The following is a 25,838-nucleotide window of genomic DNA, read 5'->3' as shown; positions in this document are numbered from 1 at the left end:
CAAGCGCTTTACTCTATGATACCTTAATTAAAACACATTATTTTGTGTAAGGAGATTCATATAGATGAATTCATTAAAATTTAAGCTGATGGTTACCTTTATTTTCCTTATTGTTGTTTCATTTAGCATAATGGCTGTATTTTTATTTAATTCCTCCAAAACAATTATTAGCAGTTACATTGAGGAGTCTGCTCTTGAAAAGATGCAGGAATACGCCTCTTATGTGGAGATGCTGCAAAACCAGGTTTATGATTCGGCTTCTTTAGTTTATAACAGCGATGTCATCTACAACTGGGACCGCGTGCATTTGGACGAAAAGTCCTCCAATGGCGCGAAAATGCTGGCGAATATCGAGCTTAGCGAGTATTTGACGCAGGTAACGAACAGCTATACGCCGCTTGCCAACATGACGATTTACCGCTACCCGGACCTGTGGATTAGTGGCGAAAGTTATATTAACCGCAGCGGCTCGTTTACGGGTGAATCGTGGTACGTCGATATTCGGGAAAAGGAACGGTATTGGAGTCCGGCCAGCCCTGATATAGTGGAAATGGCCAAGGGTAATCCGAACCCGATGGTCAGCATGACGATGCCGCTTGATACCTACAATCCCGCGCTTGCCAGCTCTTATTTGAAAATTAATGTGAGCGAGGCCTATTTTTTAGAGCCGTTAGAACGGCTGCATCTGGGAGAAACGGGGCAAATTTACTTAATTGATCGCAACGGGCAGATGCTGCTGACCGGACAAGCACAGCAAATTGCTGACCATCAGCTGGCTTATTTCGAGCAATTGAAAACGATTCCATCCAGTGAAGGTAGAATGTTCCAAAAAAACGAGCATGGAGAAAAGGAGATGATCGTATATAAGCGTCTACCTAGAACGAAATGGATGCTGGTCGGCATTGTAAGCGAAAAGGATTTATATTCCCAGCTATTCAAGTTTCGCGATACTGTACTCATTATTGTTTCCATCCTGTTATTCGTATCGATTATTGTGACGCTCGTATTCTCGCACAGCATTTCCAAGCCGCTCAGCTCACTTGTGGCGGCAATGCGCCATTTGCGGCGCGGCGACTTCGTACAAGCAGAAAGGCGGATGCTGCATGAAACATCGAATACGATGGAAATCGCCTTTGTAATTGACGGCTTCAAAAGTATGAATACCCAGCTGCAGCAATATATCGCCAAGGAATATCAATTAACGCTGCTCAAGCAAAAAGCGGAATACAAAGCGCTAGTAATGCAAATTAATCCGCATTTCTTATTTAATACATTAGAAATGATCAGCAGCCTGGCGCTGCAAAACCGCGGTCAGGAAACGTCAAGGATGATTTTGTCGCTGGGACAAATGATGCGCTATTCGCTGCAGACGAGCGATCACCTTGTATACTTGCGGGATGAGCTGCGTTTTATTAAGCATTATTTGGATATTATTCGCGTGCGCTATCAGAATCGCTCGCAAATTGAGCTTGTAACAATTGGTGAGCTGGATGAGCTGCTGGTGCTCAAGCTAATTATGCAGCCGATTATTGAAAATGCCGTAAAGTTCAGCTCGCAGCATCATGATTTTATTAAAATCGAAATTAAGCTGATTCGCCATGAGCAGCAAATTGAAATTGTGATCAGCGATAATGGCCCGGGCTTTACGGCCGATGAGAAATACCAGCTTATCCATCAAGTCGAGAAGCAATCAAGCCTAAAGCAGTTTGAAAGCAATGAGCAGCATATCGGCCTGCAAAATGTGCTTTTGCGCTGCTATGCCGTATATGAAGAGCAATTTCAATTCAAGCTGGAGACGAGCCGCTTTGGCGGGGCCGAGGTTAGCTTGCTTGTACCGATAAAGGAGGACATACAGCATGATTAATGTGTTAATTGTTGATGATGAATTGGAAATTCGCAAAGGCTTGCACTTGAAGGTGGATTGGCAGCAGCTTGGCTTTAACATTGCAGCAGAAGCTGTTCATGGCGAGGATGCGTTGGAGAAGCTGACGGAACAGCCGATTGATGTTGTCATTACCGATATGAATATGCCGGTCATGGACGGCATTGCCTTGCTTTCACAAATTCAGCAGCAATATCCCGGCATTAAGTCTGTCGTATTGACCGGCTATGATGATTTTGTGTATACGAAGGCAGCAATCCGCCATCGTGCAGTAGAGTATTTACTGAAGCCTGTAATGCCGGATGAGCTGGAGCAGCTACTGCTGCAGCTAAAGCAGACGATTATGAATGAGCGGCAAGAAAGGCTGGTTGATCAGGAATCCAGCCGCAAATATGAACGCTGGTTCCAGGAAATTCGTGAAAACTTTGCGCTGCATATGCTGAAGGGCGATCTGTCCCCGATCATTATGAGCAAGGCTGCACCTATTCAGATGAAGCCGTGGGATGAGGCCGCGATTCAAGTTGCCACCTTCGGACTGCAGGCGGATAAGGCACATGAAGCGAAGCAGGAGACGGAGCAGTTTCAGCTGCCTTTTGAGCTGATTATGCGCGAGCTTGCTCAGCAGCATGCCGAGCAGCTGTTCATATGCAAGGATAGCAGCTATCCGCATTTGCTTCATCTTGTATGCCGCGACGGCAGCTCGACGCGCCTGCAAATGATTGAAAGCTTTAAGCAGCAGCTCAAGCAGGTGCTGGGCTTCGAGCTGGTGCTCGGAATAAGCGGTGAAGTATGCGGGTTCGCGCAATGGCATCACGCTTATATGGATGCTTTGCTGCAGTGGAGCCTGCATAACAGCGAGGCACATCAGCATACAGCGCTGCATGGACATATTGGCAGGCTGAACGATGAGATGCTAATTCGGCTGCTGCAAAAGGACGACTTGAATCCCGCGCTGCAATATATTCGCACGACATTTACCGAAGCGAAGCAGCTTTCCCATACCGAGCTGGTGCGCCGTATTTTTGAAGTACTGATTGCGCTTGAGCGATTGCTGCAGGAGCAAAAGGCAAGCGTTGTCCATACCCATTCGATTTGGCTGAATCCGGAGCAGGTGCTGAAGCTGACGACCGTTGACAAGGCGATCGCTTATGTGGAGCGGTATTTGCAGGAAAGCCACAAGTCGATGCGTCAGGAAAGCAACGAGGATATTTTTGACGAGGTACTCGCGTATATCGGACAAAACTACGTATACGAAATTACACTGCCTTCGCTTGCCGAAAAATTCAACTACAATACCAGCTATTTTTCCGAGCTATTTAAAAGCAAGGTTGGGCAAAGCTTTGTTCAATACTTGTCGGAAATACGGATGAAGCATGCCTGCCATCTGCTGGAAACGACGGAGCTCGGGCTAAGCGATATAGCCGAGCTGACTGGCTTTTCCAATGCGAGCTATTTCAGCTCTCGTTTTAAGAAAATGTTTCATATATCGCCCTCTGAATATCGCAATGAAAAATCGAAGACGCAATAGCGCAATGTGAACCTAAAAAAATTAATAGTCAATCGCCGAAAAAATAGAATTCAGCTTTGTCATGTTCACTCTTAAGATGGAAGTACAGAACATTTTAGGAGGGACAAGGATGATAAAGAAAAGCAGCAACAGCTTGGCACGCGAGCAAAATCGCACCGCATATCTGTTTTTAACACCATGGCTGATCGGCTTCTTCTGCTTGACGGTAGGTCCGATGATAGCTTCGCTTTATTTCTCGTTTACCAAGTACAATTTGCTTAATGCTCCGACATGGATTGGACTAGGCAACTATAGCAAAATTTTCTCGGAGGATGAAACATTCCGCAATTCTTTGTTGTTAACATTCAAATATGTATTTTTCTCGGTGCCGTTAAAGCTTGCTTTCGCGCTAATCGTGGCAATGATTTTGAATAAAGGACTGCGCGGGCTTGGCATCTATCGTACGGTTTACTATTTGCCTTCACTGCTGGGAGGCAGCATCGCGATTGCGATCGTTTGGCGCCAAATTTTTGATGGAAATGGTGTCGTCAACGATTTTCTGAGCTGGTTTGGCATTAAAGGACCGTCCTGGATTTCTCATCCGGATTATATTATTCACACCATTATTATGCTGACGGTATGGCAATTCGGATCAGCAATGGTCATTTTCCTCGCAGGGCTAAAGCAGGTTCCGACCGAGCTGTATGAAGCCTCCTCGATTGATGGAGCAGGGAAAATACGCCAGTTCTTTTCTATTACCTTTCCTTTGTTAACGCCAGTGCTGTTTTTCAATCTGGTAATGGGCATAATCAATTCCTTCCAGGCCTTTACGCCAGCGTTTGTAATCGGGGATGGCCGAGGCGGTCCACTGGATGCAACGATGTTTTATACACTGTATCTCTATTTGAAGGGCTTCTCATTCTTTGATATGGGTTATGCTTCTGCGCTTGCCTGGATTATGCTGCTCGTCATCGGCTTTTTAACTGCGATTGTATTTACAACGCAAAAATATTGGGTGTTCTACAGCGACGACCAAGGAGGGAAATAATATGGTGAAGACAAATCTGTTTCGTCATCTGTTTATTATAGCGCTCGGCATCCTGATGCTGTATCCCGTCCTGTGGCTCATAAGCAGCTCGTTCAAGCCGAATCAACTCATTTTCAGCGAGCCGGGGCTGTGGCCCAAGCAGTGGACGCTTGACAATTATATAAAGGGCTGGGCGGGATTTCAAGGGCAATCCTTTGGTCGCTTTTTCTTGAACTCCGCGTTCATCTCGATCATGTGCGTGCTTGGCAATATTGTTACGTGCTCTCTGGCGGCTTTTGCTTTCGCCAGATTGAAGTTCAAGCTTAGCAAGCTGTGGTTTGCTTTGATGATTGTTACGATTATGCTGCCATATCATGTGACGCTCATTCCGCAATATATTATTTTCAGCGAGCTTGATTGGCTCAATACGTATTACCCGCTTATCGTGCCTAAGTGGCTTGCGACAGACTCCTTCTTTATTTTGCTGATGGTTCAGTTTATTCGCGGTGTGCCGCGCGAGCTTGATGAAAGCGCGACGATTGATGGCTGCAATCAGAAAGGGATTTATATGCGAATAATGCTGCCGCTATTAGTGCCGGCGCTCATCTCAACGGCGATCTTTACATTTATTTGGTCATGGGATGATTTCTTTAGCCAAATGATCTATATTAGCAAAATTGATCTATTTACCGTTCAGCTTGGTGTGCGCGCCTTATTTGACCCGTCGGGCTCATCAGACTGGGGAGCGCTGCTGGCAATGTCAGCACTGTCGCTTATTCCAATCTCGTTGATCTTCCTGTTTTTCCAGAAATACTTCCTGGAAGGAATTGCAACTACCGGCTTCAAATAAGCTGAATCCCAAAAAAATAATATGACATGACCCGAAATTATAGAATTCAAACTGTAAAATGAAAGCGTTATTCTGAATACAGGCAACAGACAATATTCGAATAAAGGGGAGCTATGCATGAAAAAATGGAGTTTACTTGTATGCATCGTATTAAGTCTTGCGCTAGTGAGCGCGTGTTCATCCGGTGGAAATGCGAATACAGCACCAAACTCGCAAGGAACAGGAACGAGCAATGCCAACTCAAATTCTAATGGGTCAGATACTCCTGCTGAGGTAGAGCTGCGCATGATGTGGTGGGGCGATCAGGAGCGTGCCGATATTACGAATCAAGTGGTTGAGCTGTTTGAAGCAAAATACCCTCATATTGATATTATTGGCGAATTCGCTCCGTCCTCTGGCTACTGGGATAAAATCAATACGCAGCTAGCCTCAGGCACAGCGCCGGATATTTTCTTCCTTGGCGGCAATGTAGTAGATTATGCGATAAAAGGCGTGCTGCTGCCTTTGGATGAATATGTTGGCAATCAGCTTGATCTTTCCGATATGGATGAATCGATGATTCAATACGGCACAGTGAATGACCAGCTGCTGCACATTTCAGCGGGTGCAAATGCGCGCGGCATCGTCATTAACAAAACGATGTTTGAAAAAGCAAATATGGAAATTCCGCAGGACGGCTGGACATGGGAGGAATATGCAGCGATCGCAACCGAAATTAGCGACAAGCTGGGCGATGGCGTGTACGGTACGTATGATTTCACCTATGATGGCCTGGATATTTACTTCAAGCAGCATGGTCAGCAGCTTTACAACATGGATGAGCAAACGATCGGATTTGATCAGGATATGGCAATGCAGTGGTTCAGCTACTGGGCTGAGCTGGCTGAAAAAGGCGGAGTTGTCACGCCTGAAGCAGCCGTTTCCAATCCGAATGAAGATATTTCCAAAAACCTGATGATTACGAGCCAGGTTGCGATGACGCTATTGCCATCAAATCAGTTGACGTCACTGCAAAGCCTGACAACAGATGAGCTGACTATGGTGCAGCTGCCGCGCGGCCCGAAAGGAACTGGCGTAGTGTTCGAATCGTCGCAAGGCTTGTCCGGCTATGCGAAAACGGAGCACCCTGAAGAGGTAGCGTTGTTTATTTCCTTCTTTATTAATGATCCGGAGGCAGCGCGCATTTTAGGAAACAACCGCGGCGTGCCTGTTACAGCAGCAAACCGTGATGTGCTGCAGGCCGAAGCGAGTGATGTCGAGAAAATCATTTATGATTATACCTCTCGCGTTTCTGAAGCGACGAAAACAGAGCCGTTCGCAATCAGCTACAACCTGCCTGGCAATGCAGAGTTTGAGAAAATGGCAAAAACAACGATTCAGGAAATCGGCTTTGGCCGCAAAACAGTAGAAGAAGCGGTGGCCAGCTTCTATGCCAATGCGCAGGAGATTATCGCCAACAATGTCGCTCAGTAGCGACTATCTTTTACAAGGAGGAAACAGCATGCAGCAATTGCGCGAGCAGCTACGCCGCATCGATATAACGAAGCGTATTTCGCCAGGAAATGTGAGCAAGGACCAGCCGCTGTTGGCACAGTGGAAACAGACAGGCAATGCTTTTTTTACTGCCGAGACGGATGCACTGAGCAAGGTGTATGAGCAGGCGGTTGCAAGGCTGCTCGATTGCATTAAGCCAACGCTGACGGATAAGCCGATTTTGCATGAAGGCGGCATTTACTATGGCTGCTGGCTGGAGAGTACAGGAACAATCAATAATGAGCTGCTGGCCCGCTTTTTGCCCGAGGTTGCCGAGGAAACGTATCTTGAATTTGCGAGAAATCAGCGCGAGGATGGCATGCTGCCGTACAAAATTACAGTTGACGGAGCCAGCTTTCGTCAAATCCAGCTCGTAACGCCGCTGGCCCGCTCTGTTTGGCATCATTATCAATTGAATGGCAAGCCCAAGCATTTTCTTGTCACGATGTATGACGCAATGGTCAAGTATGACGATTGGCTGATGACCTATCGCAATACGCGGAAAACAGGCTGTATTGAAGCGTTCAGCGCTTTTGACACCGGGCATGATTTGTCGCCGCGCTTTTGGCATGTGGCAGATACGCCGCATCAGAACGATGCCACGCAATGCAATCCGCATTCGCCGATTTTGCCGTTTCTCGCGCCTGACTTGACGGCTAACGTCTATTGTCAGCGCAAATATTTGGCAGAGATCGCGCAAGAGCTGGGCAAGCAGGAGCAAGCAGCAAAGTGGCGGCTGAAGGCAGAGCAGACACGACAGGCTTTGTTCCAATATTGCTATGATCCGGTCGATGATTTCTTCTATGATGTAGATCGTCAGGGGCAATTTGTACGGGTTCAGTCGGATGTGCTGCTGCGGGTGCTGGCTTGCGAGGTGGCTGACGATGAGATGTTTGCCAGAATGCTAGGCAAATACTTGCTGAATACGCGCAAATTTTTCGCCAAATACCCGTTTCCTTCGATTGCGCTAGATGATCCGCGCTTTGATCCGCATACGAGCTACAATAGCTGGGCTGGACCAACCAACTTTTTGGCAATCATTCGCGCGGCCCATGCCTTTGAGCATCATCAGCGCTATGTGGAGCAGCTGTGGACGATTCAGCCGATTGTATCTGCAATGACAAGAATGAGCAGGTTTTCGCAAACGCTTAGCCCGTGGACGGGACAGGAGGGCTTCACTGAAGCTTACTCACCCGCTATTTTATGCGTATTGGATTTTATTGAGCGCCTGTCGGGAATATTGCCGACTAAGGAGCAGACGATCTGGTTTACGGGAGTGCTGCCGTACGATGCTGATCATGGCGAGAAAATTACAGGAGCTCTGGTCTATCGTCGCACTGTAAACGGCAAATGCTATGAATTCGTCAACGGAAGCGAGCGCTGTGAGATTTGGCAGGATGATATGCTCTATGCCGCCTTCCCGTCAGGCTTGCGGGCTGTGCTGAATGAGCAAGGCGAGCTTGTCAGCTTGATCGGCATGCAGTACGGCCCGGTTGCCGGAGAGGTGATGGTGGGGCAGCAGATGTACCAGCTTGCCATCAATGGCAATGAGCAGTGGCAGCTTATCGAGGGCAGGTGGCAGTGCGTGCATCAGCCGGGCGTAGTAGCGCCAAGCTATTAACCCGCGAATTTGCTAATCTATTATTCTGCTAAGCTGCTAATCCGCTGGAAAGGAAGGTTGATATGAAGCTTTCGCAAATTCAAATTCGTGATCCGTTTATCGTGCCGCGTCCAGATGAAGGAAAATACTATATGTACGGCTCGACCGACAAAAATATATGGCAGGAAGGCAACGGCTTCGAAATGTATGTCAGCGACGATTTGCAGGAGTGGGAGGGGCCTTATCGCGTATTTCAAAATTACGAGGGCTTCTTCGCAGACAAAAACTTTTGGGCTCCTGAGGTGTATGAATACGGCGGCGCCTTCTATATGTTCGCCACATTTCGCAGACGTGAAAATGATTTGCTGGGCACCGCGGTTCTAAGAAGCGACTCCTTGTACGGACCATTTGCGCTGTACAGCGATGGAGTCGTCACACCTGAGGAATGGTGCTGCTTGGACGGCTCGCTCTATGTGGATGAAGAGGGGACGCCGTGGATGGTATTTTGCCATGAGTGGCAGCAGGTTGGAGATGGCGAGGTTTGTATTGTGCAGCTGAGCAAGGATTTGAAGCAGGCCGTATCGCCACCAAAGCTGCTGTTCCGCGCCTCGCAAGCGCCTTGGCCGACCTCCTTTCAACATGAGCGGTTTCCCTTCGAGCAAAACTATGTGACAGACGGCTCATTTATGTTCAAAAATGAAGCGGGCGAGCTCTGCCTGCTATGGGCCAGCTTTATTGATCAGAGGTATGCGCAAGGGCTTGCCATTTCCGCCACAGGCAAGGTGGATGGACCATGGATTCACCAGCCGGAGCCGATTTATCGCGAGGACGGCGGTCACGGCATGATCTTCAAAACATTTGACGGTCAAAGCATGCTGGCGCTGCATGGTCCGAATCAAACACCGCATGAGCGAGCGAAGTTTATTCGAATCAGCAACCTATAGCATAAACCCCCCGTCTATTAGGATAGAGCTTACACAAGGGGGGATTTTCTTGAAGAAAATAGCTGTATTGCTTTTGTCATTGCTGCTGCTGTCAGCCTGCGGAGAAGGTGAATTAAAGGGTACGCCTACACCACAACATCAAGCCGGAGCGGGCAATCAAGAGCCAGAGCCTAGTCCAACATCAGCGTTGAAGGAAGAGGAACTGGTGCTGAGCACGAAGGTGACAGAAGGGGATTTTGAGCTGGCGCTGTATACGAGCAAAACGCATTATGCAGTAGACGAGACGATTAAAGTATATGCGGAGCTGACCTATACAGGCGAGCATGAGCAAATTGAAATCGGCCATTCCATGTATCCTGTTGGCTTCTCGATCGAGGAGCATACGAGAGATATGTCCATTCCAGGGTCTATGAATGAGCCGTACATTGTAACGACCTTAAAAAAGGATGAGCCGGTAAAGTATGAGTACAGCTTTACCGGAGGCTATTCTGAGCAGGATGGCGAGGATTATATTGCCTTTGTGAAGGAATTAATGGATGAACAGTTTCCAGAGGGGCAATATACGATTGCTGCGCATGCAAGCTTTGTCGAGCATGCAGCACATGATGGAGCCGACGGAAAGCCTTCCTATCAATTTAGCAACTCGATCTCTTTTGTTGTAGAATAATTCAAAAAAAAGGGGGCATGCTGCCCCCTTCATTGTTAGGCTGGAATGACCAGCTTTTGCCCCGGATAGATTCTGTGCGGATTTTTAATGCTGTTTGCGCGTTGAATGTTTTGCCATGTTGTATTGTATTGTTTGGCAATTTTTGTTAAATTGTCGCCTTTTTTCACGATATACACAACATTTTTATCAGTTGCTTGCTCATTTTGCTTGTTGCCGCCAGCTTGGTTGGCATCGCCTGGCTTGCTGCCAGTTGTTGGGCCTGCTTCTTGATTGTTGTCCTTATCCTTGTCTTTGCCAGTGTTGCCTGTTGGAGTAGTCGAAGCTGCCTTGGCTTCAACAACAATTCGTTTTTCCGTTGCAGGCGCGATTGAAGCTTGCTTCTGTATAAATTTGATAAGCTCCTCGTCTAGCGTGCCTGCATTGTTAATAATCGTATTGTCGGCAAACATCGTGTACTGATCTCCACCGGCAGCTAGGAAGTCATTCGTTGCCAGCGTATAGGTTTGCTTCAAATCAAGCGGCTTGCCGTTGACGATCACGCTATGCACACGAGCGCCTGCTGCAGCTTCAGGATCAATTTTATAGTTGATTCCTGCAACATGGGCGAATGCACCGTGCGCATCCGGATAACCAGCAGCGCCAACCTCCAGCGCATCCTTCAGTTCTTGCCCCGTCACTTCAATCGTTACGATAAAGTTGCCGAACGGCAGAACCGTAATGACATCGCCTTTTGTAATTTGACCTTGCTCAATCGAAGCGCGAATGCCGCCGCCATTCGTAAGTGCGATATCTGCGTCTGTTGCAGCAATCATAGCATCCGTAATCAGGTTGCCAAGGTTGGATTCACTTGTGCGGACAACGGCACGCTCACCTTCCAGCTTTACGCTTGTGTTCCCGATTACTTGATCCAAAATCTTTTTCTGTTCAGCAGTTGTTTTTTCAATCATTGCTTCTACTTGCGCATTTGCAGGCAAGGTTACAGCATCCTCGGCTGTAATGTAATACGATTGCTTATCAACCAGCTTGCCATCCTCCAGCACTAGTGTAATAATGCCGACTTGTTTGCCGTATTCGCCAAACTGCACGAGCAAGGTATCGTTAATGGTGCGATTAATTAGCTCATGGCTATGTCCATCGATAATGAGATCAATACCGCTTACCTCTGAAGCAATGGTGTCAGAGCGGTTTTCCTTGCTTGTAGAGCCATCTGTGCCAAGATGCGCAAGATTGATAATGACATCGGCCTTGCCCTGAAGCTCCTCGACCATTTCCTTGGCCGCTGTTGCAGGATCAGTAAACGCTATGCCTGCAACATTGTTCGGATGAGTTTTGTACACCGTTTCCGGCGTTGCCAAGCCAAATACGCCCAGCTTCACTCCTGCTACTTCCTTAATGATATAAGGCTCGAACACATGAGAGCCGTCAGCGTCCTTTACATTGGCCGCTAAAATATCAAAGTTGGCTTGCTCGCCCAAATCAAGCACACGCTCGAATCCATAGTTGTAATCATGATTGCCTGTTGTCATCGCTGCATAGCCAATTTCGTTCATTAGCTCGACGATGCTGCTGCCTTCTACCAAGGTAGAGTAGGTTTGACCATGAAGCGTGTCGCCAGCATCAAGCACAATCGTATTCGGATTCATTTGACGATATTGCTCGACGATTGCAGCAACCTTGGCATAGCCCATGCCGCTGTCCTCATATACGCGCGAATGAATATCATTGGTCGCAATAATCTGGATGCGTGTTTGCTCGGAAGGAGCCAGCTCATAGACCGCGATTGTGCCGCTAAGCTCGTGTGCAACAAGCAGCAATGCTTTGCCTGTCGGGCTTTGCTCGGCTGCAATAAAAGACAAGCCTTCCGGTGCTACATCGCCTGATGGAATTTCCTCTTCGCTGTCATAGCTGCGAGATGAGAAGTACAGATCGAAAACAGGCTGTGCAGGGTTGGTCAAATCATAAGCCATAATGCCGCCAGCGCGCTCCAAGCCTACAAAAGCGTAGCTGCGTTCGCCAACCTGGCCTACCGTTACCGATTCCGGCTCCACGCCTTTATCGTCAGAGCGGCTGTCAAACTTGTTTTCAGCGTTGTCAGTATTGAAGCCAGCAGGGTTTGCCAGCTTGGTCAAGCGTTCGAACTGGTCACCGCTGTCAAATACGAGCTCCAGCGTATCTCCATCCCACACAGAGAAGGAGCGAGTACCAAAGGAATAAATCGCTTCCTGCTTGCCATCCTCGTTCAACGGCACGCTAGTCGTTGATTTTAACCGTCCAAGCTGCTCATCAGCCGTCAAGGTTTCCATCATCGCATCTAGCTCTTCTTGTGAGAAGCCGCCATAATGCGAAGCGTTCAAGGCCAGGCGGTCAGCCAAATCAGCTACCCTTGCTTCTTCCGAGAAGCCGTCGTAGTCCTTGGCATCGCCTTCATTTGCTGTCAAAATATATGTTTTTCCGTTTACTGTGTAAGTGCTCATACCATCCGGCATAAACATTCCAAGCGTCGGCCAGTTTTTCAAGCTGGCAGCACCGTCTTTATCGGAAGCATCGAGCGCAAAGCCTGGCAAGGAATGATCGATTTCGCCCAGATCATGTACGGAAGTGAATTGTTTTGTGGAAAGATCCAATACGGCGATCGCATTGTTTTCCTGCAAAGCGACATAGGCTTTGCTGCTGTCGTTGGAGACGACAATGTACTCCGGCTCGGCATCCTCGCTAAAGCTGGCACCTGGCTTCACAATGCGAATGCCCTCTGCATCAAGCTTATCGAAGCCAGCTGTTGCAACATTATTGCTTGTAATATTGCTCGCGCCATTTGACACATCAATGATGCTGACAGAGCCAACAGGGTCAATCTTGTAATCGCTGCTAGGTTCGCCTTCATTGGCTACAAGCGCAAATTTGCCGTTAGGCGTGAAGGTTACCATATCAGGTAGCGAGCCTACCTTTACATGATTCAGATAAGTGCCATCATGACTTATAAAGATAACATAGCCTGCGTCAGTAGTCGGGTCAGCAGGTGCGGCAATCGCAACATACTCATTGGACGGATGAATCGCAACACTAGTAATATCGCTTAGCGCCAACGACTCTCTGCTTAATTGCTCCAAGGAAATGCGTTTTGTAAGCGATAAATTCTGAACAGTAGCAGAATTGGATGATAGAGTGGATAAAGATATAATATCTAGTGATTTTTCTGCTCCGTTGACAGAATACATTTGCTTATGAACTGAATCATAGGCAACGATTTCGGTACCGCCTTCGTCAAACTCTGCTCCACTTGTATAACGAGCGATCAGCTCGGCTTGCAGGCTGCCTTGTCCGGCAAAGGATAACCATGGCTCAGCGCCATTGGCAGCATGGACAGTTGCGACAGGAGCTTGTACGGCCAATAAGGAAATCGACAAGCCTACCGCAATTAATCCTTTTTTGAAGTTCATTGCTTTCCCTCCCAAATATAATAGCTTTCGGACTAACTGTAGCAATGCACTGTCAGCCTATTGTTAACGAATTATTAAGGATTTATAAAGATTGTATTGAGATGTACCTCGCGGTTAGCTCCGATTCACTTTACAAGCTATTTACAAGCGGCCTGCTTAGATGTACCATGAAACCTAGGATAATTGGATAAGATAAGGTAAAGTAGAACGGGAAGGATCGAATTTAATGATTGAGGCAAATACGGATAAAAAGTGGCTACCTTTGTATGAAGCATTGGCTAGTGAAGTGCGGCTGGAGATTATTAAGCTGCTTTCCAAAGAATCAATGAACGTGAAGCAGCTTGCCGCTGCGCTGCAGCTGAGCAGTGCAATCATAACGATGCACGTGAAAAAGCTGGAGAAGGCTGGCTTGGTGGCGACGCAAATGGTCCGTAAAGATGGCGGGACACATAAAATGTGCTCGCTTGCCGAGCATGATATACACATTGAGCTTCCGTCTCATTCAAGCGCTCAGTATAAATGCCACGAGGTCACGATTCCAATTGGCCATTATACAGAGTTTGAAATTTATCCGACCTGCGGTCTGGCTACGCCTGATCGGGTAATCGGTCAATTTGACGATCCTCGTTATTTTTATACGCCTGAGCGAGTGAATGCGGGAATTCTTTGGCTTGGACACGGCTACCTGGAGTATAAGGTGCCGAACTATTTACTGCCTTCACAAAAAATAATCGCAATTGAAATCTCATTGGAGCTAGGCTCCGAGGCGCCAGGCTACAACGAAAACTGGCCCTCCGATATATTTTTTCAAGTAAACGGAACCGAGATCGGGACATGGACAAGTCCGGGTGACTTTGGAGCGGAACGCGGCAGATTTTCCCCGTCCTGGTGGGGCGACCCTGTCAACCAATACGGCTTGTTGAAGGTGCTGCGTGTCGACGAGGTAGGCAGCTGGGTTGACGGTCATAAAATATCTGATGTTACGCTGGATATGCTGAGCATTAACCGCAATGTATGGAGCTTCAGATTAGGAGTCCACGAGGATGCAGAGCATGTAGGCGGCCTGACGCTGTTCGGCAAAGGGTTTGGGAATTACAGTCGAGACATATCCTTCCGCATGTACTACGAGTAGAGGAAGGTTTAAAAGCAGGACTTTGATGACGATGTGGTTGCTTCGTAGTTTAGTCGGCGGCGAATATGTCACGCTACCGAAGGCTCCGGTGCTCACGTAGCTTGTTGCCTACGCTGCGCTCCTCGCCTTCTAGTATCGTGCCATCTTCTTGGTCCTGAAAGCCCAGCTTTTAAACCCTCATTGGAAGTGGAAGGTTTAAAAGCAGGACTTTGATGACGATGTGGTTGCGTTGGAGCGTATTCGGCGGCGAATATGTCACGCTACCGAAGGCTGCGGTGCTCACGTAGCTAATGGCCTACGCTGCGCTCCTCGCCTTCTAGTATCGTGCCATCTTCTTGGTCCTGAAAGCCCAGCTTTTAAACCCTCATTGGAAGTGGAAGGTTTAAAAGCAGGACTTTGATGACGCTGCGCTGCTTCGTAGCTTAGTCGACGTCGAATCTTGCGCGCTAGCGAAAACTTCGGTGCTCACGTAGCTTGTTGCCTACGCTGCGCTCCTCGTTTTTTACTAGCGCACAAGCTTCTTGGTCCTACATTCAAAAAAAGCTACAGCGGAGGAGCAAAGCATCCGAAAAACGAAGAGGGTCGCCTTTAACATCGTAATGCTCCCATAAAAAAATTCAAATAAGAGCATTACGATTTAAACGCGACTGTAGGATTGCTTTGCTCCGGAGCGCTGAAAAACGGAAGAGGGTCGCCTTTAACATCGTAATGCTCCCTTAAAAAATTCAAATAAGAGCATTACGATTTAAAAAGCGACTGTAGGATGCTTAGCTCCGCAGCGCTGAAAGAGGGCATTCAAAAAGCTCTGCTATGAAGACGCTACAATCGCTTCGTAGCGCACTCAAAAAAAGCTACAGCGGAGGAGCAAAGCAATCCGAAAAACGAAGAGGGTCGCCTTTAACATCGTAATGCTCCCTTAAAAAATTCAAATAAGAGCATTACGATTTAAAAAGCGACTGTAGGATTGCTTAGCTCCGCAGCGCTGAAGGACATCGAGGTCAATATCCCTGATTTGCGGGATTGTGCTTCGATGTTTTCTTGTGTTAAATATCTTAATAACGAGATATTTAAAGGTATAAAAAAATGATTCAATTTATAGCCTATGATGACTTATAATAAGAGAGAGAAGGAGGGAGTATTGCTTGCAGACTTTTACTCGTTTTTTAGGCCGTTACAAGGCTTATGTTGTTGTTGCGATTATGCTGATGCTGATCGAGCTGACAGTTGAAGTGGCGCAGCCATTAATGATGTCCAAGGTGATCGATGAGGGGATCGTCGCCGGCAATGTTAACAGCATTTTGCTTTGGGGCGGTCTGTTGCTCGGGACTACGATTTTTGCATTTGCTATAGGTATATTAAGCTCCTTTTATTCCGCACATGTCAGTCAAAATTTCGGCTTCGATCTTAGGCAATCACTTTATGAATGCATTCAGCGTATGAGCTATAATACGTTCAGCAAATTTCAAGAGGCTTCCTTGCTTACTCGTATAAGCAATGATGTCAATCAAGTGCAAAACGCTGTGTTTATGGGCATGAGAATTATGCTGCGGGCTCCGTTGCTCGTTATTACGAGTCTCATTATGGCGCTCGCATTAAATGCAAAGCTGGCAATCTATCTATTAATTGCGTTTCCGATTCTTGCGATTTTTCTCGGCTGGCTGATGGTTCGCAACAATAAACTGTTCCACATCGTTCAGCAAAAGCTGGATCAAGTTAACAAGGTGATGCAGCAAAGCTTGATGAGTGTCAGATTGATTCGCGTTTTTGGCCGAATGAGCCACGAAAATAACCAGTTTCAGCATAAAAATGAACAGCTGCGTGCGCGAACTGTAGCAACGATGATTTTTGCCGAGCTGTCTAATCCGATTGTGCTAATCCTCATTAATAGCTGTATATTATTTATGCTTTGGGCGGCACGCAATCAAATTCAAGCGGGTTCTTCTATTACGGTTGGGGAAATTGTTGCAGTCGTCAACTATGCGATGCGCATAACGGGCGCGCTGTCGATGATTTCGATGATTGTTAATGGAATTGCCCGAGCATCGGCTTCAATGCAAAGGGTGGATGAAGTTTTCGCAGTAGCAGACAGTGAACAGACCGAAGCGAAAGCAAGTGCAGATAGCGTACATATGGAAGGCGATATTTGCTTCTCTGGTGTTTGCTTCACGTATCCAGAATCGAATATGAATACGCTGTCAGACGTCAGCTTCCAAGTGAAGTCCGGTCAGCTGCTGGCGATTATGGGAGCAACAGGATCCGGCAAGACGAGCATTCTCCAGCTTATTCCTAGAATGTATCATGCGGATGCCGGTGTTATAACGATTGATCAGAAGCCTGTTGAGCATTATGCTCTGCATCAGCTAAGAATGAATATTGGCTATGTGCCGCAAGAAATTATGCTGTTTTCTGGCACAGTAGCAGACAATATACGTTGGGGCAAGCTGGATGCTACAGATGATGAGGTAGTGGAGGCAGCCAAGCTGGCACAAATTCACGATACGATTATCGAGCTGCCTCAAGGCTACGATACAATGATCGGACAGAAGGGCGTCAATTTATCAGGCGGTCAAAAGCAAAGGCTCAGCATTGCAAGAGCGCTTGTGCGAAAGCCAGCCATTCTGCTGCTTGATGATTGCACCAGCGCCTTGGATGTAGAAACAGAACGACGGTTGCTGGATGCGATTGGCGAGCTGTCCTGCACAGTTTTGCTCGTTACTCAAAAAATGAGCACTACAGTTCGTGCCGATTCCGTGCTCATTGTTGATGATGGCAAGGTTATGAAGCAGGGCACGCATGAGGAGCTTATGCTTCACTCATCGTTATATCGCAAAATTTATCAGTCGCAACGGGGAAAGGAGCGTGAAGCAGCATGGACCAACCCGACAACACGCGAGCTGACCGCACCTTAACAGGCTTCAGCCGCATTAAGCACTTTTTTATGCTGCCGTTTCGTTATGAAAAGCCAAATTCATTGTTGGCTGAAGAAGAAAGTGGAGCAGCTCAAAGCAAATATAAAGGGCTGGGCTTGGGCGGAGCACCAGGCCGGGCGCCTGAGCAAGCAAAGCGCTCGCAAAATATGTGGGGCACGCTCAAAAGAATTTGGAGCTATTTGGCCGCTTATCGTATGCGGTTAATCGCGGTATTGCTTATGGTTGTGCTGGGAACGGCATTAACTTTGCTTGGCCCGTATATGGTCGGGCATATTGTCGATCATTACATTATTGAGGCTAAGGAAGGCTTGCTTTTGATGCTAGTTGTGACGGCTGCGATTTATTTGCTGCAAGCCTTGTCGGCGTGGCTGCAAAACATATGGATGATTCAGGTTTCTCAGCAAACCGTTTACAAGCTGAGAACTGACTTGTTTGCCCAGTTCCATCGCTTGCCGATTTCATTTTTTACAAAGCGGCAGCAAGGGGATTTGATGAGCCGCGCCAGCAATGATATAGAAAATATTAGCTCATCTATGAATAGCTCCTTTATTCAAATTTGCTCAAGCACGTTGACGCTAATCGGAATTGTTTTTGTCATGCTCAGCTTAAGTCCGATTTTAACGCTGCTTACCTTTATCGTGATTCCGCTAATGTTTCTCGGCATGAAATGGATCTCGAGCCGCACGAGCAGACTGTTTCGCATGCAGCAAAAAAGCTTGGGATCTCTAAACGGCTTCGTGGAAGAAACGCTGTCCGGGCAAAAAATTATTAAAGCATTCGCGCAGGAAAATGAAGTGATCGAAGGCTTTAAGGATCGCAATGAGAAAATAATGCTGTCCGGCTTCTGGGCGCAGACTATTTCCGGCTTTATTCCAAAGCTGATGAACGGCTTGAATTCATTAAGCTTTGCTTTAATCGTTGGAGTTGGGGCTTTGTTATCAATTTGGACCGATTCGGTTACGGTCGGAACGATCATTATTTTTGCGGAGTATTCCAGACAATTTACGCGGCCGCTTAATGATTTGGCGAATCAATGGAATACGTTGCTGTCTGCAATTGCCGGTGCGGAGCGGGTATTTCATATTTTGGATGAGCCGCTTGAGGTGCAGGATGAGCGGGAAGCGAAGCCGCTTGCCAAGGTTGTCGGCAATGTATCGTTTCAGCAGGTTGATTTTCAGTATGATGAAGGGCAGCCTATTATTCAGCAAGCGAGCTTTGATGTAAATGCTGGGGAAATGGTTGCGTTTGTAGGGCCGACGGGAGCTGGCAAAACAACGCTAATTTCATTGCTATCGCGTTTCTATGAGCCGACAAACGGTGCGATTTTAATTGATGGCAAAAATATAGCCCAGTACACAAGAGAAAGCTTGCGCTCGCATATGGCGTTTGTTTTGCAGGACCCTTATCTGTTTGAAGGCACGATTTTGGAAAATATTCGCTACGGGCGCCTCGATGCTAGCGATGAAGAGGTGTATGAGGCCGCGAGAATGGCCAATGCGCATTCCTTCATCATGCGCTTGAAGGATGGCTATAACACTGAGCTTAAGCTTGGCGGAGCGGGCATTAGTCAAGGACAGAAGCAGTTGATTGCGATCGCACGCGCACTGATTGCCGATCCGGCGATTTTAATTCTGGATGAGGCGACCAGCAGCATCGATACGGTCACTGAAATTAAAATCCAAGAGGCGCTGCAGCGTTTAATGGCCGGCAGAACATCATTCGTTATCGCGCACCGTCTTAATACAATTACACAGGCAAATAAAATTATTGTGCTGGAGAAGGGAAAAATCTCGCAAATCGGATCGCATGAACAGCTTTCCAGACAGGAAGGGCTGTATCGCAAATTAGTGCTAGGTCAGCAGATGCTCGAGGCTTAAGGCCTCGATAATAAACTAAAGCACGGAGATGGGCTGTCGTTGCCCAGATTATTTAAACCTCACTTTAACCATGCAAAGAGGCGTACAGATTAACCATGCGAAAGAGGCTTACAGATCACTATCTCCGTGCTTATTATTTAAAACATGCTCAGGTCGTATGCATTGGACAGCTTTTCCAGCAGCTCAACTCCTGCGATGCTGTTTCCTTTACTATTTAACGCTGGTCCAACTACACCGATTCCAATTGCTCCGGGAATAAGGGTTAAAATACCGCCAGACACTCCGCTTTTCGCAGGCAGTCCAACCTGAATCGCAAACTGCCCAGACGCGTTGTACATGCCGCATGTTACCATAAATGATTTGGCAATTTGCACATAGCGTTTCGGAATAAGCTGTTCTCCAGTAATCGGATCTGTTCCATTATAGGCAAGCAGCAGGCCCATGCGCGCTAAATCTTTAACGCTCACGTCAATGGAGCAGTGTCTGAAGTAAATATCGAGCACATCATCCACACTATGCTCGAGTACCCCGTTATCCTTTAAAAAATAAGCCATCGAACGATTCAAATCCGCAGAATGCAGCTCTGACTGATAAACCTGCTCATTAAACTGCAGGCTGTCATTGTGGGCGCATTTCCGAAAAAATTGCAGCACGCGCTCCAATTTATGCTTTTGCGAGCTTCCTTGAATTAAGGAAGAAACGGCGATTGCTCCCGCATTTATTAGCGGATTGAATGGTATCCCCGGCTGTACCAGCTCTAATTTGAGCATAGAGTTGAAGCTGTCTCCTGTTGGCTCCATCCCTACTTTATGAAATACAATTTCTTCGCCATTGTCCATTAGAGCAAGCAAGAGCGAGAAAACCTTCGATATGCTTTGTAATGTGAACACAGTTTGAATATCGCCGGCACTGCATTGTTCACCATACGCATCCATCATTACGATACCGAGTGCTTGTTTATTTCCTTTCGCAAGCTCTGGAATATAGGATGCGACCTTGCCGCCATGGCATTGCTGCTTGCACTGCTCTACCCACATCTGAAGATTGTGCTCGATATTCGGGAGTCGGTCGTGCAATTTTATGTAGCTCACTGCCGCTCCTCCTTTCTGGATTTTCAAGCTTCCTAGCTAATATTCTTGCTTTTTTTATAGTATTTTATCAGCAGAGCTTTTGTCTACTAGGGCGTGTATGCAAACTCAGAAGGGAGCAGATTATGCCGAATGTTCGTTCCATGCCAGGCGCTTTTTCGAAGGCGTACCGGGTGTACGTCAAGGAAAGGCAACGAAGCAGGGGGCGAACAGGCGGTGTAAGATACCCCTAAGCGGGGGTGTATACACGCCCTAGCTTATCATTTTTGATCAGGAGGGATTAGCTTGGGCAGACGGATCGTAAAGGTTTTGCAGCCATTTGCAGTATGCAGAGTAAGTGTTCCCTGATGCAAGCCGACGATTTTATTGGCGATTGAAAGTCCAAGCCCACTGCCGCCACCACTTTTTCTTGATGCGTCCCCTCTAATAAAGGAATCGAACAGCACTGGCTTTACTGCATCGGGAATTTCTTCGCCGTCGTCGGTTATCGTGATTTCGATATGCTGCTCTGCTTCCGCAAGCCGCAGCGCTATGCTCGTGCCTGGCGGATTGTGGACTAGCGCATTCGACAGCAGGTTGGAGATCGCTCTGCGCATCAGAACAGGATCATACCAATGCAGTAGTTCAGCTTCAGCAATGTCGAGCTGCACGCTGAAGCTCTTCTCAAGAAACTGATCATAATAGTGGGCTGCTATTTCTCTCAGCAGCTCGGCGATATCCTCATGCTTCGGCTCATACGGATAGTCGGCTCTGTTCAAGGTAGCCAGATTGAAGATTTGTTCGACTAGCGAGGTTACGTAAATGGATTTGTTATAGATGAGCTCAATGTAAGCCGCTCTTTTTTCCTCATTTTGAGCATAGCCGAGCTGAAGTGCTTTGGCATAGCCTTGAATCGTTGTAATGGGCGTTCTCAGATCATGCGAAAGATCAGCCAGCATTTGCTGCTTGCTGTTCTCGAGGCGAGCATTTTCCTCCTGCGCCTGCTGCAGTTTTTCTACCAGTGCATTGAAGTGCTGCTGAATGATTGAAAATTCATAGCCTGCATCAATTGCCAGCCTTTGATGATATTGTCCCTCAGCCATGCCTTGCAGCGACTTTGCAATGGTTTCCAGCGGGCGTGTAATGCGTTTGGCCGTCCACAGACTGTAGATCGCGACATTCATGCCGATCAGAAGCAGAAAGACAAGCAGCCAACCTAACGAAATTTCAATATTGATAAGCGAGGAGCGAAGCATGAAAAATGCAAACAGCAGGCAGACTGCGCCGGAAGATAGCATAAATAAGACATAGGACTTTGTCAGCCTATGAAAAAGAGAGCTTTGCTTCACTTAAATTCCTCCCTTTTCGCAAAGCGATAGCCTAGTCCGCGAATCGTTTTGATGTAGACAGGTTCCTTCGGCTGATCCTCGATTTTATCCCGCAGACGCGAAATGTGAACCATAATCGTATTGGCATCTTCTTGATAAAAATCCGACCAAACCTGCTCGAACAATTGTTTTTTCGTAAAGATGCGGCCCGGCGCTTCCATAAAAGCCTTCAGTATGCGGTATTCCATTGCTGTCAGTTGGATTGCCCGACCTTCCTTATATAGAGCACAATCTGAGCCGACAAGTTTTAGCGAGCCGATTTCAATAGTTGGCTCAACAATTGGCTTGGCAGCTTGCGGTTCATTAAATTCATATGTTCGTCTCAACATTGCTAATATGCGTGCGACGACCTCCAAAGGGTTAAAGGGCTTGGCGATAAAATCATCTGCGCCGAGACCCAAGCCTAATATTTTATTGCTGTCATCACTTTTGGCTGACAGCAAAATAACGGGCAGCTTGTAATCCTGGCGCAGCAGCTTCAAAAGCTGCAGTCCATCCAGTTTGGGCATCATAATATCGAGCACGACTAGATCAAATGCTCTGGTTCTGACATAATCCCACGCTTCAAGCCCATTTTGCGCAGTAACAATGTGAAATTGTTCTTTCTCTAAAAATAGTGTGAGCAGCTCTAGTATTTCTGGTTCATCATCAACCAGCAGGACGGATCGTCTCATCCTGATTCCTCCTTAGTTTATGCCTGTTGCTTAATACTTTCTTGCAATAAGCTCACCATCCTTTTATTTAAGGTAAATTTAAGATTCGAGATAGGCGAGAGAAAGAATCATGCTTTAGCATAAATAGAAGCATTGATGGGATACAGTTCAGTTAAATGCTTAAACTTAAAGAGGCGAGGAAGGTGAGGCTGCAATGTTGAATAAAGCTGCTGCTTGTGCATGTTTGGCTATACTAATCTGGTTGTCGGCTGTATTGCCTGTTAAATCGTATAATAGTGTAGCGTCGTCTGCGCAATTGGAGCTGGAGGCAAGTGTTGATCAGCTTATGGAGAAACAGTTGGAGGAGCTTAACATTCCTGGCGCTGTCGTATTAGCTGTTCATGGAGAGGAAATGATTTTTAGCAAGGGGTATGGGTATAGCGATGTAGAGAATCAAATCGCAATGGACCCCGAAACAACTTTAATTAGAATTGGCTCCTTAACGAAGTCTTTTACGGCGACATCGGTTATGCAGCTGGTAGATCGCGGACAAGTGGATTTGAATCGCAATATTAACGATTATTTGAAATCCTTTCAGGTGCCATTTTATAAAGAGCAGCCAATTAGCTTGCATCATTTGCTGACTCATACTGCGGGCCTGGATCAAGGCATTTATCATTTAACCGCCAGGTCTGCAGCGGGGCAAAGCTCGGCGGAAGCATTTTTGCAGCAGTATTTTCAGAAGCAGCCTCCTGTTCGTGCGCCTGGAACAAGATATGATTATAGCAATGTTGGTTATGGCTTGGCGGGGCTTTTAATCGAGCAGGTGACGGGTCAAGCATTAGACGACTATATGCAAGAGCAGCTGTTTAAGCCGCTGAAGATGAACAGCGCCAGACTAGGACCAGCAGAAAGCCGCTCCTACACATTTGATGAATCAGCAGGCTTTACTCCAATACCGCCTGATCATTTGAATATTCCCACAGCGGGGGCAATCAGTTTAGTGCCTAATGATATGGCGGCTTATATGATTGCTCATCTTAATGAAGGCTCGTATGACGGACAATCAATATTGTCCCCTGAGCTGGTCACGCGTATGCATCAAGCGCAATACCGCTCACATCCTATGCTGGACGGAGTTGGCTACGGCTTTCATGTTGATCTTGCGGCTGATGGTCAGGAAATAGTTTGGCATACCGGGGAGGTAGAAGGCTTTATCTCCAAATTAGTGCTGTATCCTGCTGCTCAGCTCGGAGTTTTCGTCTTGACGAACAGCGGGGATGCAGGAACAAAGCTTCATGATCAGGTTGTAGAGCTAGTAACGGCGCAAAGCTTGGAGCAAAGCGAACATAGTCAAATCGCTGGAGCTGGTCAAATCAGTACTCAGCATTTAGTGCCAACTATTCAACAAGCTAATAAGCTTCAGCAATATGAAGGGACGTATGCTTATTTACTGGCACCAAAACAGGGCTGGGGTAGATCGATTCGGCTTTTTACGCTTGGCACATCATATAAGGTGAAGGCGACCAATGACGGCTTGCAGATCAGTGGAAATTTTCCGCATTTGGCTAGTCACGCAACTGTACAGTTCCGTGAGATTGCCGATCAAATATTTCAGGAGCAAAATGGCACGCAGCGTATTTGGTTTCATGAGGAAGACGGGCGAACGGTCATGACGGGCATTGATAAAGTAACGATGGAGCGAGTTTCCTGGTGGCAGCAATCCTTTACACTACTGTTTATATATGCGGGCGGTGCGTTATTTTGGCTCATTGTTCTGCTGATCTGGCTTATTCGATATAGCGTTAGAGGCTGGAGAGTAATTGTAAGCAAGAAAGCAAGGGGGTCCATCTCTCGCAGCATTATGCTTATGTCAATGCTGTTTACGGTGTATGTTGTTTTACAATTATTAATTGGCATAAAGGAGATGAGCTATGGCTACCCGCTAATATATAGCTTTGGAATAACATCACTTCCTTTGCTTGCAGCGGGTTTAGCGGTGTATGCTATAATTTTCAGCATTAAGCTTGCCAAAAGTGGTAGAATAGCATTAGCGGCTGGGAAAATATTCTTGTCATTGATTAGCTTAGCCTATACGTTTTTTCTATTATATTGGAATATGTTGAGCATCCACCTATTTTAGGTAGGTGTTCTTATCATTATTGGTGATCAAGGAAGGGAATTATGCAAAATTTATTAGTAACAGGCTATGCTGCTCATGAACTGGGGATCTATAGCCAAAAGCATAAAGCATTAAAATATATTAGAAAAGCATGCATCAATAAGATGATCCCATTAATTGAAGAAGGCGTGGAGTGGATTATAACTCCTGGTCAATACGGCTTTGACCTTTGGGCTGCTGAAATGGCTATACAAATTAGAGAGCAGATGTTTCCTCAACTAAAAGTATCGATCATTCACGCTTATGCTAATCAGGAACAAGGCTGGAATGAAGACAAGCAGCAATATTGGAACAAAATAAAAGCGAAGCTTGATCATTATGCTGTTGTGAGCAAACAGCCGTATAGCGGGCCGTGGCAGTTTCAGGCGAGGGATACGCTGCTGCTTAATAAAACGGATGGCATGCTGTTGTTTTATGATGAAGAATCGTCTGCGAGCAAGGCGAGATTTATAAAAGAAAAGGCAATTAAAAAAGCAGAGAACGTCGACTATCCTCTCTATACGATTACAGCAGATGATATTAACGTCATAATAGAGGAAGAGGCATTGCAAATGATGGATTACGAGAGCTAGAAGAATAAGCAATAATGCTAGTCAAATAGGCATAAATAAAAACTTAAAACTTTTTTTGAAAAAAGGGTTGCATTATGGGCGCCCCCTATGATATATTATTTCTTGTCGCCGCGAGAGATTGCTGGTGACGAGGGAAAAGAAATTGATCCTTGAAAACTGAACAACGAGTAAGAACTGCCATCAATGTTGCCGCCCCGTCGGTCAACATTGATAAAAGCGAAATACAATGAGCAAGACAAACTTTCATGGAGAGTTTGATCCTGGCTCAGGACGAACGCTGGCGGCGTGCCTAATACATGCAAGTCGAGCGGAGTTGATAGGGAGCTTGCTTCCTTGAGACTTAGCGGCGGACGGGTGAGTAACACGTAGGTAACCTGCCCATAAGACCGGGATAACATTCGGAAACGGATGCTAATACCGGATACGCGATTCTCTCGCATGAGGGAGTTGGGAAAGACGGAGCAATCTGTCACTTATGGATGGACCTGCGGCGCATTAGCTAGTTGGTGAGGTAACGGCTCACCAAGGCGACGATGCGTAGCCGACCTGAGAGGGTGATCGGCCACACTGGGACTGAGACACGGCCCAGA

Annotated in this window: 17 protein-coding genes and 1 rRNA gene; 14 read left to right on the top strand and 4 right to left on the bottom strand. The window is 46.9% G+C overall.

Annotated features, from left to right (window positions below; genetic code table 11):
- Positions 1-64 precede the first annotated feature (64 nt).
- The 8 genes from KJS52_RS05995 to KJS52_RS05960 all read left to right on the top strand — a co-directional run bounded on the left by KJS52_RS05995 (position 65) and on the right by KJS52_RS05960 (position 10,010).
- A complete protein-coding gene (locus KJS52_RS05995; RefSeq protein ID WP_213513855.1) occupies positions 65-1,864 on the top strand; it encodes a sensor histidine kinase in 1,800 nt (599 codons plus the stop codon).
- Positions 1,857-3,410 (top strand): response regulator, encoded by a 1,554-nt coding sequence (locus KJS52_RS05990; RefSeq protein ID WP_213513854.1) that lies wholly within the window; start codon positions 1,857-1,859, stop codon positions 3,408-3,410. Before KJS52_RS05995 ends, KJS52_RS05990 begins: the two co-directional genes overlap by 8 nt.
- Before the next feature lie 109 nt (positions 3,411-3,519).
- Positions 3,520-4,437, top strand: a complete 918-nt coding sequence (locus tag KJS52_RS05985; RefSeq protein WP_213513853.1) for a carbohydrate ABC transporter permease — start codon at positions 3,520-3,522, stop codon at positions 4,435-4,437.
- 1 nt (position 4,438) lies between these two features.
- Positions 4,439-5,266: a carbohydrate ABC transporter permease gene (locus KJS52_RS05980; RefSeq protein ID WP_213513852.1), complete on the top strand. Its 828-nt coding sequence runs from the start codon at positions 4,439-4,441 to the stop codon at positions 5,264-5,266.
- Between the two features lie 117 nt (positions 5,267-5,383).
- Entirely contained in the window at positions 5,384-6,739 is a 1,356-nt protein-coding gene (locus tag KJS52_RS05975; protein WP_213513851.1) for an ABC transporter substrate-binding protein, read from the top strand.
- A gap of 28 nt (positions 6,740-6,767) precedes the next feature.
- Positions 6,768-8,420: an MGH1-like glycoside hydrolase domain-containing protein gene (locus KJS52_RS05970; protein ID WP_246563208.1), complete on the top strand. Its 1,653-nt coding sequence runs from the start codon at positions 6,768-6,770 to the stop codon at positions 8,418-8,420.
- Between the two features lie 62 nt (positions 8,421-8,482).
- On the top strand, positions 8,483-9,343 hold the full coding sequence (locus KJS52_RS05965; RefSeq protein WP_213513850.1) for a glycoside hydrolase family 43 protein: 861 nt from the start codon (positions 8,483-8,485) through the stop codon (positions 9,341-9,343).
- A 49-nt stretch (positions 9,344-9,392) separates the two neighbouring features.
- Positions 9,393-10,010, top strand: a complete 618-nt coding sequence (locus KJS52_RS05960) for a hypothetical protein (protein WP_213513849.1) — start codon at positions 9,393-9,395, stop codon at positions 10,008-10,010.
- A gap of 35 nt (positions 10,011-10,045) precedes the next feature.
- Here the strand turns inward: KJS52_RS05960 and KJS52_RS05955 are convergent, their stop codons facing one another.
- On the bottom strand, positions 10,046-13,447 hold the full coding sequence (locus tag KJS52_RS05955) for a choice-of-anchor I family protein (protein ID WP_213513848.1): 3,402 nt from the start codon (positions 13,445-13,447) through the stop codon (positions 10,046-10,048).
- A gap of 226 nt (positions 13,448-13,673) precedes the next feature.
- Here KJS52_RS05955 and KJS52_RS05950 point away from each other — a divergent pair, with 226 nt between their 5' ends.
- From KJS52_RS05950 to KJS52_RS05940, 3 genes are all read left to right on the top strand, one after another.
- The gene (locus KJS52_RS05950) at positions 13,674-14,579 is read left to right on the top strand and encodes an ArsR/SmtB family transcription factor (RefSeq protein ID WP_213513847.1); all 906 of its coding nucleotides are present in this window, start codon (positions 13,674-13,676) and stop codon (positions 14,577-14,579) included.
- Between the two features lie 1,142 nt (positions 14,580-15,721).
- Positions 15,722-17,488, top strand: a complete 1,767-nt coding sequence (locus KJS52_RS05945) for an ABC transporter ATP-binding protein (RefSeq protein WP_306433571.1) — start codon at positions 15,722-15,724, stop codon at positions 17,486-17,488.
- Between the two features lie 29 nt (positions 17,489-17,517).
- On the top strand, positions 17,518-19,386 hold the full coding sequence (locus KJS52_RS05940; protein WP_213514424.1) for an ABC transporter ATP-binding protein: 1,869 nt from the start codon (positions 17,518-17,520) through the stop codon (positions 19,384-19,386).
- A 137-nt stretch (positions 19,387-19,523) separates the two neighbouring features.
- On the opposite strand, the gene glsA is transcribed toward KJS52_RS05940, so the two are convergent.
- The 3 genes from glsA to KJS52_RS05925 all read right to left on the bottom strand — a co-directional run bounded on the left by glsA (position 19,524) and on the right by KJS52_RS05925 (position 22,515).
- Positions 19,524-20,423 carry a glutaminase A gene (glsA, locus tag KJS52_RS05935; RefSeq protein ID WP_213514423.1) on the bottom strand — a complete coding sequence of 300 codons (900 nt, stop codon included), beginning with the start codon at positions 20,421-20,423 and terminating at the stop codon, positions 19,524-19,526.
- 311 nt (positions 20,424-20,734) lie between these two features.
- On the bottom strand, positions 20,735-21,802 hold the full coding sequence (locus KJS52_RS05930) for a HAMP domain-containing sensor histidine kinase (protein WP_213513846.1): 1,068 nt from the start codon (positions 21,800-21,802) through the stop codon (positions 20,735-20,737).
- Complete coding sequence (locus KJS52_RS05925; protein WP_213513845.1) at positions 21,799-22,515, bottom strand: response regulator transcription factor; 717 nt, start codon at positions 22,513-22,515, stop codon at positions 21,799-21,801. Before KJS52_RS05925 ends, KJS52_RS05930 begins: the two co-directional genes overlap by 4 nt.
- A 223-nt stretch (positions 22,516-22,738) precedes the next feature.
- Here KJS52_RS05925 and KJS52_RS05920 point away from each other — a divergent pair, with 223 nt between their 5' ends.
- The 3 genes from KJS52_RS05920 to KJS52_RS05910 form a co-directional block, all read left to right on the top strand.
- Complete coding sequence (locus KJS52_RS05920; RefSeq protein WP_213513844.1) at positions 22,739-24,637, top strand: serine hydrolase domain-containing protein; 1,899 nt, start codon at positions 22,739-22,741, stop codon at positions 24,635-24,637.
- Positions 24,638-24,678: 41 nt separating this feature from the next.
- Positions 24,679-25,248 (top strand): SLOG family protein, encoded by a 570-nt coding sequence (locus KJS52_RS05915; protein WP_213513843.1) that lies wholly within the window; start codon positions 24,679-24,681, stop codon positions 25,246-25,248.
- A 242-nt stretch (positions 25,249-25,490) separates the two neighbouring features.
- Positions 25,491-25,838 (top strand): 16S ribosomal RNA (locus KJS52_RS05910); the annotation flags it as partial.

The organism is Paenibacillus montaniterrae (assembly GCF_018403185.1).
Classification (GTDB): domain Bacteria; phylum Bacillota; class Bacilli; order Paenibacillales; family Paenibacillaceae; genus Pristimantibacillus; species Pristimantibacillus montaniterrae.
Note: the sequence above shows the minus strand (reverse complement) of the source record. Positions and strands in the feature narration are given on the sequence as shown.

Coding starts and splice junctions, on each gene's coding strand:
- KJS52_RS05995 (WP_213513855.1), top strand. CDS start 65: ATGAATTCATTAAAATTTAAGCTGATGGTTACCTTTATTTTCCTTATT.
- KJS52_RS05990 (WP_213513854.1), top strand. CDS start 1,857: ATGATTAATGTGTTAATTGTTGATGATGAATTGGAAATTCGCAAAGGC.
- KJS52_RS05985 (WP_213513853.1), top strand. CDS start 3,520: ATGATAAAGAAAAGCAGCAACAGCTTGGCACGCGAGCAAAATCGCACC.
- KJS52_RS05980 (WP_213513852.1), top strand. CDS start 4,439: ATGGTGAAGACAAATCTGTTTCGTCATCTGTTTATTATAGCGCTCGGC.
- KJS52_RS05975 (WP_213513851.1), top strand. CDS start 5,384: ATGAAAAAATGGAGTTTACTTGTATGCATCGTATTAAGTCTTGCGCTA.
- KJS52_RS05970 (WP_246563208.1), top strand. CDS start 6,768: ATGCAGCAATTGCGCGAGCAGCTACGCCGCATCGATATAACGAAGCGT.
- KJS52_RS05965 (WP_213513850.1), top strand. CDS start 8,483: ATGAAGCTTTCGCAAATTCAAATTCGTGATCCGTTTATCGTGCCGCGT.
- KJS52_RS05955 (WP_213513848.1), bottom strand. CDS start 13,447: ATGAACTTCAAAAAAGGATTAATTGCGGTAGGCTTGTCGATTTCCTTA.
- KJS52_RS05950 (WP_213513847.1), top strand. CDS start 13,674: ATGATTGAGGCAAATACGGATAAAAAGTGGCTACCTTTGTATGAAGCA.
- KJS52_RS05940 (WP_213514424.1), top strand. CDS start 17,518: ATGCTGCCGTTTCGTTATGAAAAGCCAAATTCATTGTTGGCTGAAGAA.
- glsA (WP_213514423.1), bottom strand. CDS start 20,423: ATGTGGGTAGAGCAGTGCAAGCAGCAATGCCATGGCGGCAAGGTCGCA.
- KJS52_RS05925 (WP_213513845.1), bottom strand. CDS start 22,515: ATGAGACGATCCGTCCTGCTGGTTGATGATGAACCAGAAATACTAGAG.
- KJS52_RS05915 (WP_213513843.1), top strand. CDS start 24,679: ATGCAAAATTTATTAGTAACAGGCTATGCTGCTCATGAACTGGGGATC.